Below are 18,824 nucleotides of genomic sequence, written 5' to 3' on the forward strand. Positions count from 1 at the left end.
CATCTTGAACCTATTAGGATGAATAGAAATTATGAACGTAAAAAATCAAAAATAAGACAATCTGGAAAATACAAATCTATAACTAATTATAAAAGAGCAATATAAGCCTTAACTTAATGACATTGGCTGCTATCCCTCACGCGAGCAAAATATCACAGTACAATATTTAGAAAAGAAATAAGTTTCCTATTTTTACATAAAAAAGATTAAAAACTCAATTAAAAGGCCTTATGAAACTTAAAGATATATTGACTATTGCCAAAAACGAACTATCAGATTTATCTACCGTTACAAATCCTGATTTTCGACTTGAACAAGCAATTTTTAAACAGGACGAAAAAATATGGGAAGTTGTAGTTTCTTATTTAGTAGAAAACACAAACAGACCATCTAAGGCTTTCTCCGCTCTAGCGCCTGAATTTGCTTATCTTAGAATGTATAAAAAATTAGAGATAAACGAAAAAAACGAAGTAGTTAGTTTTTTAATGTATGATAAAGCATGATTTTAATTGATTCAAATGCTTTAATAGTTCTATTACTGGGACTTATTGATCCCAAATTACTTAAGACCCATAAGACTACCTCAATATATGATGAAGAGGATTTTTATGAATTATTGTATGTAATCGGGGATCTTAAGCAGATTATTGTTTTACCAAACATCTGGACTGAAGTTGACAATTTACTAAACAGTTTTGGAGGAAATTATAAATATCAATATACCCAAAAAATAACTGAGATAATTAAAACTACTTCCGAAAAGTATATAGATTCACAAACTGGTAGTGAATGCGAAAGTTTTTTTGATTTAGGTCTTACAGACTCTCTTGTTTTAGAACAAGCAAAATTCTGTAAACTTTTAATAACCTCAGACTCCAAACTTTCAGATTATGCAATTGCATATGGTATAAAAGTTTATGATTTAGTCAAGGTCAAAAACGAGAAATTAAATTAGTTTTTTTAATTGTATTCAATATCCTATAGTCTAAAACCCGTTGGATTATTTTTTTTTAAAGAATCTTAAGTCAATACGAATATTTCTCCTAAAAACTTTATACTATATTTACTACAAAGCAATCTCATGAAACGATTTCTTCTTATTTGTACTTTCCTACTTGTAAATCTTGCAGCATTAGCACAGAACAGCGATGTTTGGATTTCATTTCAGGATAAAGATTCAACTTATATCGGATTTAAAGATGAAAATGGCAACGTCAAAATAGAACCTAAATTTATGGGACTTACTTCGGCCAATAAATTTGATGATATTATTGCCGTTACAGAAGAAGTCAATGAGAAATGGAAAAGCTATTATCTTACCAAAAAAGGAAAACTAGTTGGGATTGACAGCTTGTATACTTTTGATAATGGTCCGGATTGCGAGAACGAAGGTTATATCCGCTTCAGGGATCCTGTAACAGACAAAATGGGGATGTTTAATAGCGATGGAAAAATTGCAATTCCAGCAGAATACAGCAATTTAACCAAAGTTAAAAACAAAATGTTTATAGGTCTAAAAGATGCTAAAAAAGAAATCGACGGCGAACATTTTTTCTGGAAAGGAGGAAAAGAATTCTTAATGAATATAAATAACAACATCTTAATTGAAAATTTTCCTTATAATGATGATCTTAATTTTTATTCCTTAGAAAAATCAAAAGAACCTGGCAAAGATGAAATACGAGAAAGTTTTCGCGGAATCGATGGTCAATATTATTCGTTCATTAATTATCACAAAGAGTTTAAATATTGGCTAAAAAACACTTTGCTTATTGATTTATCCAAAGTCAATTTAGAAAAACATTCCTTTGATAAAATCACGTATTGGAAAGAACCAAATACCTGGATCAGCGAATCAAAATCAAAGTTTATGCAACAGAATTACAATCTTTTAAAACTAAAACTACAACAATTAAATTATGCAAAAACAGACTATTTCATTTCCTCTGGCGGATTAAATCCGTTTATTTACGAATCAAGCGAGTATAATACCTATTTCAATAATTGCAATGAATCAAAAGACTGGCAATATCCAACAATGACTATTGTGATTAATCCAAAAAACAAAGCTGATTCAGGACAAGATCATTTTGAATTTTTAAGGACTGAAAATGGTTATAAATTGATAAGTGTTTCTCTTAAAAAAGAAGGTCTCAACTAGTTTTGTTTTTTAAAATTTCACATAGCGCAAAACCTGAAACAAAAACAACAAAAAACATTTCCGCAAGTTTCGGATTTTATAACCGCAAAACCCAAGCGATATTTGTATTATAAAAATTGAACGAAATGAACATACAGGAAAACATCAATTATAATCGGATAGCAGAAGCGATTGACTATATCAAAGCCAACTTTCTGGAGCAACCTAATCTTGATAAGATTGCTGAGAAAGTAAATTTGAGTCCGTTTCACTTTCAACGTCTGTTTACGGAATGGGCTGGAACCAGTCCGAAGAAATTTTTACAATACATTAGTGTTGAGCATGCCAAAAAAATCCTCAAAGAAAACCAAAGCGCCACTTTGTTTGAAACGGCATATCAAACCGGACTTTCGGGCACAAGCCGTCTGCATGATTTATTTGTAAATATCGAAGGAATGACACCCGCAGAATATAAAAATGGGGGAAAGAATTTAGAAATTAATTTCAGTTTTGCCGAAACTCCGTTTGGGAATATCATCGTGGCTTCGACTGAAAAAGGAGTTTGTTTTATGGCTTTCACCAAAGACGAAGAAATAGGTTTTATAGATTTAAAACATAAATTCCCAAATGCCACATTCTCACAAAAACTAGATTTATTCCAAAAAAATGCCTTGTTTATTTTTCAAAATGACTGGAGCAAATTATCCGAAATAAAACTGCATTTAAAAGGAACCGATTTTCAATTGAAAGTTTGGGAAACCTTACTTAAAATTCCAGCGGGTCAACTTTCAACCTACGGTTCAATTGCACAGCAAATACAAAAACCAAACGCATCGAGAGCTGTCGGAACTGCGATTGGCAGTAATCCTGTGGCTTTCTTAATTCCATGCCATCGTGTTATTCAATCTACAGGAACATTTGGCGGTTATATGTGGGGGAACACCCGGAAAACGGCCATAATTGGCTGGGAAGCTGCGCTAACTGATTCCGAAAACTAAAAATCACAGAACCCAGACGCACTGCTATGCGTCTCTCCAAAAAAAAATCCATGCAAAATATACAATCAAAAATTGCTTCTCAGAACTGGGAAAGAATCACCGAATCTATGCACGAAAATGGATTTGCAATCATTTCTAATTTACTTAATAACGAACAATGTGAGGATTTAAAATTCGATTATAACAATCCAAATTTATATCGAAAAACAGTTGTTATGGAGCGTTATCGATTTGGTTTAGGCGAATATAAATATTTTAATTATCCCCTTCCTGAATTGATTCAATCCATTCGGAATTTAGTTTATCCGAGATTAGCACCAATTGCAAATGGCTGGATGAAAGTTTTGAATATCAATACAATTTTTCCAAACACACATGAAGAACTTCTACAACAATGCCATAAAAATGAACAATTAAAAGCAACTGTTCTTGTTTTAAAATATGGCAAAGGCGGATTTAATACACTTCATCAGGATTTGTATGGTGCTGTTTATTTTCCGATTCAGACTGTACTTTTCTTAAATGAGCCTGACGTAGATTTTACCGGCGGTGAATTTGTTCTTACGCAGCAAACACCTCGTGCGCAATCTAAAGCGATTGTTTTAAAACCAAAAAAAGGTGATATGCTGGTTTTTACAACCAATTTCAGACCAGTAAAAGGTACAAAAGGATATTATCGTGTCAATATGAAACATGGCGTTAGCGAAGTTCATTCGGGTGAACGCTATACCCTGGGGATTATTTTTCATGATGCAATATCATAACTCTCACCAATCAAGTATTTCTTTCGCCACGAATTCACGAATTATTTTGAAAAACATAATTCGTGGCAAAATACCAACATATCAGACGCACTAGAGTGCGCGCTGCAAGATAAAAAACGTATATCTTTATGATTAATCATCAAAAAATATCCGATCCTGAATTACTTCGTAAAATTAAAAATGGCGAAATTTGTTTTGGCGGCAATCGTATACTAAAAATCTACGGGACTTTAAAATGTTCTTCCGGCAAAAGAATGAAACGTAAAAACCGGGTTTTCTTTTCTTCTGAAAATAAAGCAAAAGATAGTGGCTTTAGGCCTTGTGGACATTGCATGAAAGCCGAATATCAAAAATGGAAAAATGGACTTATTTAATCCTCAAATAGACGAAAATACCAATTTGCTCCCACAGGACGGAACGGTTAATTACTTCGGGAAATTATTCTCAAGAGAAAAAGCCAACTTTTATCGTGATACTTTGTTAAATACAATTGAATGGAAAAATGACGAAGCGATTATTTTCGGAAAATTGATTTTAACCAAAAGAAAAGTGGCTTGGTACGGCGACAAGGAATTTGAATACACGTATTCTAATACTACAAAAAAAGCTTTGCCCTGGACTGCTGAACTTTTAGAATTAAAGAAAATCATTGAAGAAAAAACTGGAGAAACTTTCAATTCCTGCCTCTTGAATTTATATCATTCTGGTGAAGAAGGAATGGCATGGCACAGCGATGCTGAAAAAGATTTAAAAAAAAATGGTGCTATTGGGTCTGTAAGTTTTGGTGCAGAACGCAAGTTCTCTTTCAAGCATAAACAAACCAAAGAAACAGTTTCGGTAATTCTGGAACATGGAAGTTTACTGGTCATGAAAGACGAAACTCAAACGCACTGGCTTCATCGTCTGCCCCCAACCAAAACCACTTCAAAACCAAGGGTAAATTTGACATTTAGAACGATTGTGGGTTAAGCATAAATTTAATCCGGATACTTCAATCGTATTACGAAAAAACAAAAATAATTTTCCGTTTTTTGACCAGGACCTTAAATTGAAATTCATAATTAAGGCTCTGGTCAATCAATTTTAAAGATATAATTAAAGAAAATTCAAAGTTCTTTCCAAAGCCATACCCCGAGATCCCTTAATCAGTATGGTACTTTCTTCTTTAAATTTATTGGCATTTAAATATTCAGCAAAATCTTCAAAAGTTGCAAAGAAATAAAGTGTTCCACTAGAAATACGATTTTCATAAAACGATTTTCCAATTAAATAAACAGAGGATTTATCCTGATTTTTTAAAGAATCCACAATAAGCTTGTGTTCTTGCCAACTTTCATTTCCAAGCTCAAACATATCTCCAAGAATCATTATCTTATTTGAATTGTCTAATTGCAAAAAATTAGTAATTGCCACAGCCATGCTACTCGGATTTGCGTTATAAGCATCCAGAATAATTTGAAATGATTCTTTTTTTAATAACTGAGATCTATTGTTAGTTGGAATATAGTTTTCGATTGCAGTTTTAATGTTTTTTTCTTCAACCTTAAAATAAATACCAATAGCTGCTGCAGCATTAATATTGTTAGCATTATAAAGACCAATTAAATTAGAATTTACACAAAAATCAATATAATTAATTACCACAAACGGATTTGCCTCTATTTTTTGAACATTTAAATCCGCAGATCTGTTATGCAATCCAAATGTGAAAGATTTTATTTCTTTAGATTTTTCAACCTGAATAGGATCATCTAAATTAACAAACGCCTTTTTTTCGTTCTTAAGCAAGTATTTATACATTTCGCTTTTTCCTTCGATTACCCCTTCAACACCTCCAAAACCTTTTAAATGTGCTTTTCCAAAATTGGTGATATAGCCATAATCGGGTTGTGCTATTTCACATAGGAACTCAATCTCTTTTTTATGGTTAGCCCCCATTTCTACTATTCCAATTTCAGTTTCATCAGTAAACGATAATAAGGTTAAAGGAACGCCAATATGATTGTTCAAGTTTCCAACAGTAGCTTTAGTCTTGTATTTTTGTGCCAAAACAACATTTATAAGTTCTTTTGTTGTCGTTTTTCCGTTACTCCCGGTTAAGGCAACTATAGGGATTTTTAAATATGTTCTGTGAAATTTTGCCAACTCCTGCAACGTTTTTAAACTATTTTGTACCAAAATTGTCCTTTCGTTAATTACATATGACGGATCATCAAGTACAACAAATAAAGCACCTCGCTCCAAAGCTTCCTGAGCAAATGTATTGGCATCAAAATTTTCTCCTTTGATAGCAAAAAACATAGAATCTTTTTCAATTTTACGTGTATCGATTGAAAGAGATTTGCATTTTAAAAATAAGTGATGAATTTCTTTAATAGTCATTTTATAACATTTAAATAGATTATAAAATTAAAAAAACAATAAAAAAAATTCCAAATTCCGTACTGAAAACAGTTTTGGAATTTGGAATTTTTTTATTGGAATTTCTAAAATTTAATTCCTTGGTGATTTTCTTCTTTCAGACTTAGAACCTACTCTTGACATAGCACATCTAAATCCAATGTAGTCTGTAGCCATATCCTGTGGAAAATATCTTCTTTGAGCCGGATCCAACCAGTAAGCTCTGTCTCTCCAGGAACCTCCTTTATAAACTCTTGCATTATCGTTTATTAAAGTTGTTCTTTTGCTTGAGCTGTCATATTTTCTAACCATATTACCTAAACTGTCTGTAGTAACATTGTGTATTGGAGAATTGTACATCGCTACTTTAGTGCTGTCACCTGATTCAGAATCACCAAAGTCATAATATCTTGAAGATTGTTTATCACCATCTCTGTAATTGATATTATCACTTTTGCTGAAATTTTGTCTTAAATAAGTTTCATTTTCATCAACAGGAACACGAGCTATCTCTCCAGGTAAATTCGTAGCAACTACTTTACCATTGCTTAATGTCGTATATTTAATATTATCTTTTGAGATAATTTCTAACTTACCATCTTTACCAATCTTGTTTTTAGCATATTGATTACCTCTGTAATAGTTAAAATCATTTGCCTCGTTATCAATTATTGGTCTGTAAACATCGGCAACCCATTCTGCAACGTTACCAGCCATATCATATAGACCGAAATCATTTGCAGGATAACTTTTTACATTATTTGTAATATCAGCACCATCATCTGACCAACCTGCGATTCCACCGTAATCACCATTACCTTGTTTAAAGTTAGCCAATTGATCACCTCTGTTTTTACGTTTTGCTGAACGTGTATAATCACCGGACCAAGGATATTTCTTTTGTCCTTTGTATATATTATATTCTCTTTGTCCAACATCTGCTGCTGCAGCATATTCCCATTCAGCTTCTGTAGGAAGTCTGTATTCTGGTAAAATAACACCTGAAGAACGTTGTGCATAAACATTTTTTTGTTCTTCTACAGTACCATCTTTACCTTTTTTAGGTCTTCTTCCAGTAGGGCTTTTCTTTAAAACAATTTCTTCATTACCACCATAAGAAGTAGATGGAGATGCAAGATATGCTTCTGTATTGAATAAACTTTCAGCACTAACATCTTGTGTCTTGGCTCCTCTTTTTATATATCTTTCTTTTTCTAAAACAGCTTCATTAACACGGTCTGTTCTCCATTTGCTAAATTCAACTGCCTGAATCCAATTAACACCAACTACAGGATAGTTAGCATATGCAGGATGTCTTAAATAATTATTTGTCATCGTTTCGTTGTATCCTAAACGATTTCTCCATACTAAGGTATCAGGTGATGCCCCGGCATAAATATTTTTGTAACTTTCTTCTGTTGGAGGAAAAACTTTCTTCAGCCATTCCAGGTATTCTAAATACATACCATTCGTAACTTCCGTTTCATCCATGTAAAACGATTGAACATGTTGTTGGGTTGGTGTGTTATTCCAATCATGCATAACATCATCCTGTACTTTACCCATAGTAAATGTACCTCCTTCAACGAAAATTAAACCAGGTCCAGCCTGTTGTTTTTTTCCTGCATTTCTGGCAGACGTTCCGTTCTGACTATCAACATCCCAACCTGTCGCTCTTGAACCGCGGCTAGAACTTGATTTTTTGCTACAACTAGCCGTGCCCAACATCAATACTATTGACATCATTACTTGCAAGGCTACAATTTTGTTTACTTTCATACTCATTCTTAGGTGATAAATTTAGGTGTTGCAATATAATAATTAACCTTTAATTAGCAACATCTGTTCTCATAATTTTATTAAGCTGTTTTTTACCAGAAAATAACCTATTAGTTCCGAACGCAAAAATATACTTTTTATTATTACTATTACATTAAATACTATATTTTTACTTACTAAAAATATTTTAAACTTAATTTCGTTTTCTTTAACTATGAAACAAGCCATACTTTTATATCTTTTTTTGATTCCTTTTTTCTTGTTTTCCCAGAAAAACGGGAATATCACGATAGATTGGCAAAATAAAAAAGAAATGAATTATGGTGATTTTAGAACCATCATACCTTACTTTAAAGGTGATTATTTTAGATATGATATTACTAAAAAAACCATAAGCCTCCTTTTTAAACCGGATTATTTCGACTATTCAGACGTCAGCGGTGTCCAAATCACAAATGTACTATATGAAGATGTTAATGTTGCTGACTTAGGTGATTTGGCTTTGTCTAATATACCAAAACAACCAAACGAAGCACTTAAAATAGCCACTTCAAGAGATCAAAAACAAGGGTTTATTTCCTTATCTCCTATTATATCTGAAGGAAATAGTTTTAAAAGAATAAAATCTTTTTCTTACTCAATTAACAGTAACTCTTCGAACAACAATAAACAAATCCCGACTTCAAAATCAAATATTATTTCAAACTCGGTTTTATCTTCTGGAGACTGGTATCGTTTCTACGTTGAAAAATCAGGTGTTTATAAAATTTCAAAATCTTTTTTACAAAATCTTGGTTTTGACACAAACAAAACGGATCCAAAAAAAATTAAAATTTACGGAAATGGCGGAAGAATGCTTCCTTTAGCCAACAGCATCTATTATCCTGATGACCTGACTGAAAACGCCATTCAGATCATTGGAGAAAGCGATGGTGTTTTTAACAATGAAGACTATATTCTTTTTTATGCAGAAGGAATTAACAACTGGAATACAGAAAGTCAGACTAATATTAACTTATATGACACCAAATCTTACTACTATGTAACTGCCCAAGGCAGCGACGGAAAAAGAATTTCGAATATAACTCAACCCACCGGAAACACTACATTAGAACTCACCACTTTTGACGACCATCAATTTCATGAAATTGACAAAATTAACATTATACATACAGGTCGTCAATGGTTTGGAGAATCTTTTGAAACTAATCCTGAACAGGAGTTTGAATTTAACTTCCCAAATATTGAGGTCACAATTCCTGTAAAAATTGAAATTTCAACCGCTTCTGCTTCATTTACAAATACTTCTTTTGATATTTCTGCTAACGGGCAAAATATTGGGAGTATCTTTTTAAACCCACTCATCGACGGGAATGAAATAAAATTTCACACTAAAAACTTACCCGAAAACACAACTTTTACAGGATCTGAAAATACAAAAATAAAACTTACCTTTAATAATAATGGAGTACCAGGCTCTAAAGGATATCTTGATTATATTAATTTAACAGCGAAAAGAAAACTAATTGGGTACGGCAAACAATTCCTGTTTCAATATGATCTTGCAGGTTCAACTTCCGGTATTGTCAATTACAATATTTCGAATGCCTCTGGTATTTCACAAATTTGGGATATTACAGACCTATATAATGTAACGAAAATCGAAAATAATAATTCGAACAATTTAAATTTCAAAGCTTCTTTAGGAGAAATTCGAAAATATATAGCTATAGACCCAAACGATTACTACACTCCTTCAAAAGAAGGAAAATCTAAAATTGCAAATCAAAACTTAAAAGGAACACTTTTAAAAAACGCTCAAAATAATTTTCAGGACATTGATTATTTGATTATTACTCCGGAAAACCTACTCACTCAAGCTGAAAAACTAGCCAATTTTCACAGGACTTATTCAAAATTAAACGTAAAGACTGTTACACTTGAAAACATCTATCAGGAGTTTTCTTCCGGAAAACAAGACATTGCAGCAATAAGAAACTGCGTAAAATATGTATACAAAAATGCTTCTTCATCTAATAAAAGAGTTAAATATCTAAATCTATTTGGTGATGCCTCATTCGATTACAAAAACCGTATTTCGAACAACACTAACATTGTTCCTATCTACCATGCACTAAACAGCCAGACTATTGCAGAAAGTTCCTTTGCATCTGACGATTTTTACGGACTAATGGATGACACCGAAGGAAACATAACCAGCTATGCATTTGGAATTGATATTGCAGTAGGAAGAATGCTTGTTTCTGATAATGCGCAGGCAGAAGAAATGGTTAATAAAGTTTTAGAATACCATAGTAGTAAGTCATTCGGAAACTGGCGAAATAATTTTGTTTTAATTAGTGATGATTCAGATAAATCTTCGGATGCCACATTACAATCAAGGCAAAATAGTTTAGCAGATAAAATCGCTATTGAGAAGCCTTTTTTTAATATTGACAAAATTTTTCTGGATTCTTATACCCAGGAAGCATCATCAGGAGGTTCAAGGTATCCAAAAGCAAGAACCGATTTTTTTAATGCCTTCGAAAAAGGCGCATTGGTTTTTAATTATTTAGGTCATGGCGGAGAAGACGGGTTATCCAGCGAACGAATCTGGGAAAAATCTGATGGTCAAAATTTAAGCAATCAATATAAATATCCATTATTTATAACCATTACCTGCGAATTCTCCCGTTTTGATGACCCAACACACGCAACTGCCGGAGAATATACTTTTTGGAATCCGAAAGGTGGTGCAATTTCATTAGTAACAACCATTCGTTCAATCGGACAATATAATGCCGAAAATTTTAACGACAACCTCACAAAAAACCTGCTGTCTTTCGGGGCAAATCAATACCCAACCATTGCTGAAGCCCTTCGGATTTCTAAAAATGAAACTCCTAGTACCTCAAGTAACGTTGTTTTATACTTAGGAGATCCTGCAATGATGTTAGCTATTCCTAAACCTCAAATTAACCTGACAAAAATAAATGACACACCAGTTTCAGGAACAATTGAGGATTTTAAATCTTTGGCAAAAATCAAAATCTCAGGAGAAATTACAGATGAAAACAACAATATCTTAAGCAATTACAATGGAGAATTATTTACAGCTATATTTGACAAATTCATTAACAGCACCACCCTTAATAATGATGGTTATAGTCCGGCAATAGAATTCAAAACTCATGGAGAGACTATTTTTAGAGGAAATGCTTCTGTCACAAATGGTCAGTTTGAATTTAGCTTTGTAGTTCCCAGAGACATCAGGATCCCTGTTAACAATGGCAGAATTAGCTTTTATTCGAAAAAAAATGATGTTTTAGAAAACCAATCAGGCTTTAATAATATCATAAAAATTGGAGGAATTAACGAAAATGCACCTCAGGACAATATTAGTCCAAAAGTTCAGTTATATATGAACGATGAAACTTTTGTATCAGGAGGAATTACAAACAATTCTCCTTTCCTTTTAGCGTTTCTTGAAGACGAAAACGGAATAAATACAGCTAGTGGAATTGGGCATGATATTGTCGCTGTTTTAGATGGAGATGTTAGCAATCCTTATGTTTTGAACGATTATTATCAAACAAAACTAGACGATTATACGAATGGAAATTTACGTTTTCCATTACGTAATTTAAGTACCGGAATGCATACGATAAGTTTTACCGCCTGGGATGTTTACAACAATCCGGTAACAAGTGAAATACAATTTATAGTTGTTGGTGACGAATCGCTTACATTGACTCACGTTCTTAATTATCCAAATCCATTTTCTACCTATACCCAGTTTTGGTTTTCACATAATAAACCTTACGAACCTTTAGATGTTCAGGTACAGGTAATGACTATAACAGGAAAGGTCGTATGGACAAAAAATCAAATCATTACCACTGAAGGTTTTTTATCCAGAGAAATTACATGGGACGGCAAAGATGATTTTGGGGACAGGATAGGAAAAGGAGTTTACATTTACAAACTCACTGTAAAATCCAATTTAACAAACAAAAAAGCAGAAAAGTATGAAAAACTTGTTATTCTATAATATATATTTGCATAACTAACATAAACTAACAACTTACTTAATATAAATGAAAAAAATATCCCCTTTATTATTATTTTATTTTATTATAATATCGCTTGCCAACGCACAAGAGAGACCAATTACTACAGGAGTTCCTTTTTTACAAGTTGCTGCTGATGCCAGAGCAGCCGGTCTTGGCGACCAGGGAGTTGCAACATCTGCAGATGTATTCTCCCAACAATGGAATCCTGCAAAATATGCATTTTCAATTGATAAACAAGGTTTCTCCGTAAGCTATACTCCTTATTTAACTGATTTGGTAAATGATATTTCATTAAGTCAGGTAACTTATTACAACAAAATCAACGAACGAAGTGCTTTTGCCGGAAGCATTCGCTATTTCAGTATTGGCGATATTGAACTGCGAACAGATGCAACCGCTACTCCAAATGTGGTCAAGCCTTCAGAATATACTATTGATGGATCATATTCACTGAAATTAAGCGAAATGTTCTCAATGGCTGTTGGCGCAAGATTCATCAGCTCTAACTTAGGAATCACAACCGAAGGACAAAGTTTATCTGCTGCCAGATCATTTGCTTTTGATGTTGCCGGATTTTATCAGTCTGAAGAAATTGCTTACAGAGACTTTAACGGTAGATGGAGAGGTGGTTTTAACTTCCAGAATCTAGGGCCAAAAATCAATTATGATCTAAGCGGAATAACTGACGGATCTGGCTCAAACTTTCTTCCTGCAAATTTAAGATTAGGCGGTGGTTTTGATTTTATATTAGACGATTATAATAAAGTAGCCGTAGGTTTAGAATTCACAAAACTACTTGTTCCTACACCGCAAATACCTACTCCGGTAGATTTAAATAATGATGGCGACACTTCGGATACAGGAGAATCCAATGGTGTTCAGGAAGCTAATAACAAATATAACTCTATAGGCTGGGTTCCTGGAATCTTTAAATCTTTTAGTGATGCCCCAGACGGTTTCAGCGAAGAAATAAAAGAAATCACTTACAGCCTGTCCGGAGAATACACCTATCAGGATTCCTTTTCGATGCGTGCCGGATATTACCACCAAAGTCCTGAAAAAGGTGCGGTAAAATTTTTCTCATTAGGTGCGGGATTTAAATATAATGTCGTAAAAGTGGATGTTTCGTACTTATTCTCTGCATCAAAAGTTAAAAATCCGTTAGAAAACACACTTCGTTTCTCACTAACCTTTAATTTTGGCGAGAAATACGAAGAGTATTAGTCAGACAACAAATAAATTAATATCAAATCCAAATTTCTATTTCTAGAAATTTGGATTTTTTTTCCCATAAAAGCAATGAAAGAAATAAGCGTAACATCATCATTTTTAGTTTTTGATACCTTAGAAGAATTACCAAATGACATTCAGCATTTAATGAATCAGGCCGTAGCCATTCGCAAAAAAGCGTATGCACCTTACTCCCAATTTAGAGTTGGCACTGCATTATTATTGGATAATGGCGAAATTGTTTTAGGATCAAATCAGGAAAACGCAGCTTATCCATCAGGTTTATGTGCAGAACGTGTCGCTATTTTTCATGCGGGAAGCGTTTATCCGGAAGCTAAAATTTTAAAAATGGCAATTACAGCCGCTTCTGATACCAACCAAACACAAGCTCCAATTCCTCCATGCGGATCCTGCCGACAATCTATTGCAGAATATGAAATTAAACAGGATACCCCCATTGAAATCTATTTTATGGGAGAAATTGGCGTAATTTATCAATCTGCATCCCTCAAAAACCTTCTCCCATTTATGTTTGATAAAAAGTTCTTGTAAAAAAAAGCCAAAAAACAAGCTTTTAAATTTTAGTTCTTAAATGTAATGTCTTATTTTTGCATCCCGACCCTTCGGGCGCAAATTTGTGGGAGGAAACTATTTTTGCGTTATAGGTGATAATTTGATAACACAAAAAAACAACTTTAGCAAAAGAAAGAATTCAGATGAAAGAAGTTACAAAAGAGGTTTACTTAAAGTGGTATGAAGACATGCTGCTTTGGAGAAAGTTTGAAGACAAACTTGCAGCATTATACATTCAACAAAAAGTGAGAGGATTTCTTCACCTCTACAATGGTCAGGAAGCAGTATTGGCGGGAGCTTTACATGCAATGGATCTGACCAAAGACAAGATGATTACTGCATACAGAAATCACGTACAGCCAATTGGTATGGGAGTTGACCCAAGACGTGTTATGGCCGAACTTCTAGGAAAAGCAACAGGAACTTCTAAAGGTATGGGAGGATCTATGCATATTTTCTCTAAAGAACACCGTTTTTACGGAGGTCACGGAATCGTTGGAGGACAAATTCCTGTAGGAGCTGGTTTAGCTTTTGCTGATAAATATTTTGAAACAGGTGGTGTAACGATGACTTATTTTGGTGATGGTGCAGCAAGACAAGGTTCACTTCACGAAGCCTTTAATATGGCTATGTTGTGGAAATTACCAGTTGTATTTATTGTTGAAAATAATGGATATGCAATGGGAACTTCTGTTGAAAGAACTGCAAACCACACTGATATCTGGAAACTTGGTTTAGGATACGAAATGCCTTGCGGACCAGTTGACGGAATGAATCCTGTAAAGGTTGCCGAAGCAATGCACGAAGCTATTGAAAGAGCGCGTCGCGGAGACGGACCAACTTTCCTTGAAATGAAAACGTACCGTTACAGAGGACACTCAATGTCTGATGCTCAATTATACCGCTCTAAAGAAGAAATCGAAGAATACAAAAAAATTGACCCAATTACTCAGGTTCTTGATGTAATTATGGATCAGAAATATGCTACAGAAGAAGAAATCGAAGTAATTGACCAAAGAGTTAAAGATCTGGTTGAAGAATGTGTAAAATTCGCTGAAGAATCTCCATATCCAGAATTACAACAATTATACGATGTAGTATACGCACAAGAAGACTATCCATTTACACCTCATAAACTATAATATATTATGGCGATTAAAGTAACAATGCCTCGTTTGAGCGATACTATGACGGAAGGAACGGTAGCGACTTGGTTAAAAAAAGTAGGCGACAAAGTTAGCGAAGGAGATATCTTAGCTGAAATTGAAACAGACAAAGCAACAATGGAGTTCGAATCTTTTAACGAAGGAACTCTTTTACATATTGGAATTCCAGCTGGGGAAACTGCTCCGGTTGATTCATTATTAGCAATTATTGGAAACGAAGGAGAAGATATTTCTGCTTTATTAGCCGGCGGTGATGCCCCGGCTGCTCCAAAAGCTGAAACCGCTCCGGCTGCTGAGGCAAAAACAGAAGCTGCTCCTACAAAAGCTGCAGCTGAATTACCAAAAGGTGTTGTCGTAGTAACAATGCCTCGTTTAAGTGATACAATGACTGAAGGAACTGTAGCAACCTGGCTGAAAAAAGTAGGGGATTCAGTTTCTGAAGGCGATATTTTAGCCGAAATTGAAACAGACAAAGCTACTATGGAGTTTGAGTCTTTCAATGCGGGAACATTATTATACATCGGAATTCAGGAAGGAAATACCGCACCAGTTGACAGCTTACTGGCAATCATAGGGCCTGCAGGAACTGATATTTCTGGAATTGCTGAAGGTTTTACTGCCGGAGGTGCTGCACCTGCAAATGCTCCTGCTACAGAGGAAACAAAAGCTGCTCCTGTTGCTGAAAAAGCTAAGGAAGCTGTTGCAGAAACTTCAAACGGAAGAGTTATTGCTTCGCCATTGGCTAAGAAAATTGCTTCTGATAAAGGAATTCAATTATCACAAGTTAAAGGTTCAGGTGAAAATGGACGTATCGTAAAAAGCGACATCGAAAACTTTACTCCATCTGCACAAACACAAGCTACTTCTGCACCAGTTGCAAAACAAGAAGCTTCTGCTACTGCTGCTCCAAAAGTATTTGTTCCTGCGGGAGAAGTTTACACAGAAGAGATCAAAAACTCTCAAATGCGTAAAATTATCGCAAAACGTCTGGCAGAATCTTTATTTACTGCTCCTCACTACAACTTAGTGATCGAAGTAAGTATGGACGAAGCAATGGGAGCAAGAGCTACAATCAATACAGTACCGGATACAAAAGTATCTTTCAACGATATGGTAATTAAAGCTTGTGCTTTAGCCTTGAAAAAACACCCAAAAATAAACTCTCAGTGGAAAGAAGATGCGATCATCATCAACCATCACGTAAATATTGGAGTTGCTGTAGCTGTTGAAGACGGATTAGTAGTTCCTGTATTGCGATTTACAGATGCGATGAGTTTATCTCAAATTGGTGCTTCTGTTAGAGATCTTGCCGGAAGAGCTAAAAACAAAAAATTAGGACCTCAGGAAATGGAAGGAAGTACTTTTACAGTATCTAACCTTGGAATGTTTGGTATTACTGAATTTAATTCCATTATCAACCAACCCAACTCTGCTATCCTTTCTGTAGGCGCAATTGTTGAAAAACCAGTAGTCAAAAACGGTCAAATCGTAGTTGGAAACACCATGATGTTATCATTAGCTTGTGACCACAGAACAATTGACGGTGCTACAGGAGCTCAGTTTTTACAAACATTAAAACAATACATCGAAAGCCCAGTTACTATGTTGGCGTAATTCTTTGTTGATTTTACATTTAAATCCCGTTTTGAATAACAAAACGGGATTTTTTGTTTAATTTTCATCCTCAAAATTCAATTCTTCATCATATGAAAAAACTAATTCTTGTCTCTTTATTTCTAACAGCGATTGCCTGCCAGCAAAAAGAAAAAACCGAAAAACCGGGAGTTGTTGCAGATGAACACAGTTATTCTAAACCCGAACTTGCGGTCGTTAAACATTTGGATCTTGATATTAAAGTTGATTTTGAAACACAGACAATCTCAGGAAAAGCATCCTGGCTCATTGACAATATTAGCAAAGGAAACGAAATTATCTTCGATGAAAACACTTTAAATATTACAAAAGTAACATTAGGTGATGAGGAAAAAGAAACCAAATTTGAACTTGGAAAAGACGAAGAATTCCATGGGAAACCGCTGCATATTACAATTGAACCCAATACAACCAAAGTAAATATTTACTACAGTACCACTAAAGACGCTGTAGCTTTACAATGGTTAAAACCAGAACAAACAGCAGATAAAAGGAAACCTTTTTTATTCTCTCAGGGTGAAAGTGTTTGGTCGCGTACGTGGATTCCTTGTCAGGATTCGCCGGGAATCCGTTTTACTTATAATGCAAAGGTTACAGTTCCTAAAGATTTACTGGCCGTAATGAGTGCTGTAAACCCACAGGCAAAAAATGATACTGGCATTTATAGTTTCAAACAAGACAAGGCAATTCCTTCTTATTTAATGGCCATTGCGGTTGGGGATATTGCATTTCAAGCTATTGACAACAGAACCGGAGTATACGCAGAACCATCCATGCTAAAAAAATCAGCCTGGGAATTTGCTGAACTGGGAAAAATGGTTGTCGCTGCTGAAAAATTATACGGTCCTTACCGTTGGGGACGTTATGATGTATTGGTTTTACCGCCAAGTTTCCCTTATGGCGGAATGGAAAACCCAAACCTAACCTTCTTAACTCCGGGCGTAATTGCTGGAGATCGTTCACTAACAAGTTTGCTGGCTCATGAGCTAGGACATAGCTGGAGCGGAAACTTAGTTACCAATGCAACCTGGGATGATATTTGGCTAAACGAAGGCTTTACCACTTATGTCGAACACAGAATTGGTGAAGCAATTTTCGGAAAGAAAGAATTTGAGATGCAAAACGTTATCACCAACAAAGAATTAACAGATAACGTGGCAGAATACGGCGATACAAATGCAGACACAAGATTAAAAGTTAGTCTGACCGGAAGAAACCCAGATGACGGAATCAGCATGATTCCTTATGTAAAAGGGTATGCTTTTTTAAGAGTTATTGAAAATGCTGTAGGGCGCAAGAAATTCGATCCGTTTATCAAAAACTATTTCGATGCTCATGCTTTCAAATCCATTACAACAGAAAATTTCGTTAAATACATCAATGAAAACCTTATCAAAGGTGACAAAACTTTAGCTGATAAAATCAAATTAGAAGACTGGATTTACAAACCAGGGATTCCGGCAAACATTCTTCCGGTAAGTTCCACTGATTTTGATGCAATCGATAAAATTCAAAAAAGCTGGAGAGAAACGGGTGTTAATGGATTGAGCAAAAAAATCACTACAACTGCCGAGAAACAGCACTTTATAGATCATCTTCCTGCTGACATTACAGCAAAAGAAATGGCTGAAATTGATTCCGAATTCAACTTTACAAAAGGAGGAAATTTTATCATTAAACGTCAATGGTTCGTTCAGGCAATTCGCCATCAATATAAAGCTGCAAATCCTGCTATTGAGCAATTTTTAATTGGAATCAGCAGAACGGGATCTGTAATGATGCTTTACAAAGAAATGGTAAAAACTCCTGAGGGGAAAGTTGGGGCAAAACAAGTTTTTGAAAAAGCAAAATCGGGTTATCATGCCACAACTATTCAGGCGGTTGAAGATGTTTTGAAATAAACTTTTCATGTAATATAATTTTATTGAGTTAGTCATTTAGTTTCTGTATCTTTATGCCTTTAAAATCATACGTTATGGAAGTGTTTGAAGGACAAAGCATACTAAACTTTATAAAAGAATTGCCAAATGATGAAGCATGCAAAGCTT

At 34.5% G+C, this 18,824-nt stretch carries 15 protein-coding genes; 13 read left to right on the plus strand and 2 right to left on the minus strand.

Annotation, left to right across the window (positions count from 1 at the left end; all coding sequences use genetic code 11):
- Window positions 1-230: 230 nt before the first annotated feature.
- The 7 genes from DMB65_RS21530 to DMB65_RS21560 all read left to right on the plus strand — a co-directional run bounded on the left by DMB65_RS21530 (window position 231) and on the right by DMB65_RS21560 (window position 4,871).
- On the plus strand, window positions 231-503 hold the full coding sequence (locus DMB65_RS21530; protein ID WP_110308684.1) for a hypothetical protein: 273 nt from the start codon (window positions 231-233) through the stop codon (window positions 501-503).
- Window positions 500-955, plus strand: a complete 456-nt coding sequence (locus tag DMB65_RS21535; protein WP_110308685.1) for a PIN domain-containing protein — start codon at window positions 500-502, stop codon at window positions 953-955. Before DMB65_RS21530 ends, DMB65_RS21535 begins: the two co-directional genes overlap by 4 nt.
- A gap of 126 nt (window positions 956-1,081) precedes the next feature.
- On the plus strand, window positions 1,082-2,161 hold the full coding sequence (locus DMB65_RS21540; RefSeq protein WP_110308686.1) for a hypothetical protein: 1,080 nt from the start codon (window positions 1,082-1,084) through the stop codon (window positions 2,159-2,161).
- A gap of 125 nt (window positions 2,162-2,286) precedes the next feature.
- Complete coding sequence (locus tag DMB65_RS21545; protein ID WP_110308687.1) at window positions 2,287-3,138, plus strand: methylated-DNA--[protein]-cysteine S-methyltransferase; 852 nt, start codon at window positions 2,287-2,289, stop codon at window positions 3,136-3,138.
- Between the two features lie 50 nt (window positions 3,139-3,188).
- Window positions 3,189-3,902 (plus strand): 2OG-Fe(II) oxygenase, encoded by a 714-nt coding sequence (locus DMB65_RS21550; RefSeq protein ID WP_110308688.1) that lies wholly within the window; start codon window positions 3,189-3,191, stop codon window positions 3,900-3,902.
- 128 nt (window positions 3,903-4,030) lie between these two features.
- Window positions 4,031-4,276 (plus strand): Ada metal-binding domain-containing protein, encoded by a 246-nt coding sequence (locus DMB65_RS21555; protein ID WP_110308689.1) that lies wholly within the window; start codon window positions 4,031-4,033, stop codon window positions 4,274-4,276.
- Complete coding sequence (locus tag DMB65_RS21560; RefSeq protein WP_110308690.1) at window positions 4,263-4,871, plus strand: alpha-ketoglutarate-dependent dioxygenase AlkB family protein; 609 nt, start codon at window positions 4,263-4,265, stop codon at window positions 4,869-4,871. Before DMB65_RS21555 ends, DMB65_RS21560 begins: the two co-directional genes overlap by 14 nt.
- Window positions 4,872-4,997: 126 nt before the next feature.
- Here the strand turns inward: DMB65_RS21560 and DMB65_RS21565 are convergent, their stop codons facing one another.
- Window positions 4,998-6,284 (minus strand): UDP-N-acetylmuramoyl-tripeptide--D-alanyl-D-alanine ligase, encoded by a 1,287-nt coding sequence (locus DMB65_RS21565; RefSeq protein WP_110308691.1) that lies wholly within the window; start codon window positions 6,282-6,284, stop codon window positions 4,998-5,000.
- Between the two features lie 111 nt (window positions 6,285-6,395).
- Complete coding sequence (gene gldJ / locus DMB65_RS21570) at window positions 6,396-8,081, minus strand: gliding motility lipoprotein GldJ (RefSeq protein ID WP_110308692.1); 1,686 nt, start codon at window positions 8,079-8,081, stop codon at window positions 6,396-6,398.
- A 214-nt stretch (window positions 8,082-8,295) separates the two neighbouring features.
- Here gldJ and porU point away from each other — a divergent pair, with 214 nt between their 5' ends.
- The 6 genes from porU to DMB65_RS21600 all read left to right on the plus strand — a co-directional run bounded on the left by porU (window position 8,296) and on the right by DMB65_RS21600 (window position 18,677).
- The gene (gene porU, locus DMB65_RS21575) at window positions 8,296-12,132 is read left to right on the plus strand and encodes a type IX secretion system sortase PorU (RefSeq protein ID WP_110308693.1); all 3,837 of its coding nucleotides are present in this window, start codon (window positions 8,296-8,298) and stop codon (window positions 12,130-12,132) included.
- Between the two features lie 46 nt (window positions 12,133-12,178).
- Entirely contained in the window at window positions 12,179-13,378 is a 1,200-nt protein-coding gene (gene porV / locus DMB65_RS21580) for a type IX secretion system outer membrane channel protein PorV (protein ID WP_110308694.1), read from the plus strand.
- Window positions 13,379-13,453: 75 nt separating this feature from the next.
- Complete coding sequence (gene cdd / locus DMB65_RS21585) at window positions 13,454-13,936, plus strand: cytidine deaminase (protein ID WP_110308695.1); 483 nt, start codon at window positions 13,454-13,456, stop codon at window positions 13,934-13,936.
- Between the two features lie 164 nt (window positions 13,937-14,100).
- Window positions 14,101-15,099 (plus strand): pyruvate dehydrogenase (acetyl-transferring) E1 component subunit alpha, encoded by a 999-nt coding sequence (gene pdhA / locus DMB65_RS21590; protein ID WP_110308696.1) that lies wholly within the window; start codon window positions 14,101-14,103, stop codon window positions 15,097-15,099.
- A gap of 6 nt (window positions 15,100-15,105) precedes the next feature.
- Window positions 15,106-16,737 (plus strand): pyruvate dehydrogenase complex dihydrolipoamide acetyltransferase, encoded by a 1,632-nt coding sequence (locus DMB65_RS21595; RefSeq protein WP_110308697.1) that lies wholly within the window; start codon window positions 15,106-15,108, stop codon window positions 16,735-16,737.
- A 92-nt stretch (window positions 16,738-16,829) separates the two neighbouring features.
- Window positions 16,830-18,677, plus strand: a complete 1,848-nt coding sequence (locus DMB65_RS21600; RefSeq protein ID WP_110308698.1) for a hydrolase/aminopeptidase — start codon at window positions 16,830-16,832, stop codon at window positions 18,675-18,677.
- The last annotated feature ends 147 nt before the right edge of the window (window positions 18,678-18,824 follow it).

The sequence above is a fragment of the Flavobacterium cheongpyeongense genome (assembly GCF_003202435.1).
GTDB lineage: Bacteria > Bacteroidota > Bacteroidia > Flavobacteriales > Flavobacteriaceae > Flavobacterium > Flavobacterium cheongpyeongense.

Bases quoted from the DNA above. Each gene is read 5' to 3' on its own strand.
- DMB65_RS21530 (WP_110308684.1), top strand. From the start codon at position 231: ATGAAACTTAAAGATATATTGACTATTGCCAAAAACGAACTATCAGAT.
- DMB65_RS21535 (WP_110308685.1), top strand. From the start codon at position 500: ATGATTTTAATTGATTCAAATGCTTTAATAGTTCTATTACTGGGACTT.
- DMB65_RS21540 (WP_110308686.1), top strand. From the start codon at position 1,082: ATGAAACGATTTCTTCTTATTTGTACTTTCCTACTTGTAAATCTTGCA.
- DMB65_RS21545 (WP_110308687.1), top strand. From the start codon at position 2,287: ATGAACATACAGGAAAACATCAATTATAATCGGATAGCAGAAGCGATT.
- DMB65_RS21550 (WP_110308688.1), top strand. From the start codon at position 3,189: ATGCAAAATATACAATCAAAAATTGCTTCTCAGAACTGGGAAAGAATC.
- DMB65_RS21555 (WP_110308689.1), top strand. From the start codon at position 4,031: ATGATTAATCATCAAAAAATATCCGATCCTGAATTACTTCGTAAAATT.
- DMB65_RS21560 (WP_110308690.1), top strand. From the start codon at position 4,263: ATGGACTTATTTAATCCTCAAATAGACGAAAATACCAATTTGCTCCCA.
- DMB65_RS21565 (WP_110308691.1), bottom strand. From the start codon at position 6,284: ATGACTATTAAAGAAATTCATCACTTATTTTTAAAATGCAAATCTCTT.
- gldJ (WP_110308692.1), bottom strand. From the start codon at position 8,081: ATGAAAGTAAACAAAATTGTAGCCTTGCAAGTAATGATGTCAATAGTA.
- porU (WP_110308693.1), top strand. From the start codon at position 8,296: ATGAAACAAGCCATACTTTTATATCTTTTTTTGATTCCTTTTTTCTTG.
- porV (WP_110308694.1), top strand. From the start codon at position 12,179: ATGAAAAAAATATCCCCTTTATTATTATTTTATTTTATTATAATATCG.
- cdd (WP_110308695.1), top strand. From the start codon at position 13,454: ATGAAAGAAATAAGCGTAACATCATCATTTTTAGTTTTTGATACCTTA.
- pdhA (WP_110308696.1), top strand. From the start codon at position 14,101: ATGAAAGAAGTTACAAAAGAGGTTTACTTAAAGTGGTATGAAGACATG.
- DMB65_RS21595 (WP_110308697.1), top strand. From the start codon at position 15,106: ATGGCGATTAAAGTAACAATGCCTCGTTTGAGCGATACTATGACGGAA.
- DMB65_RS21600 (WP_110308698.1), top strand. From the start codon at position 16,830: ATGAAAAAACTAATTCTTGTCTCTTTATTTCTAACAGCGATTGCCTGC.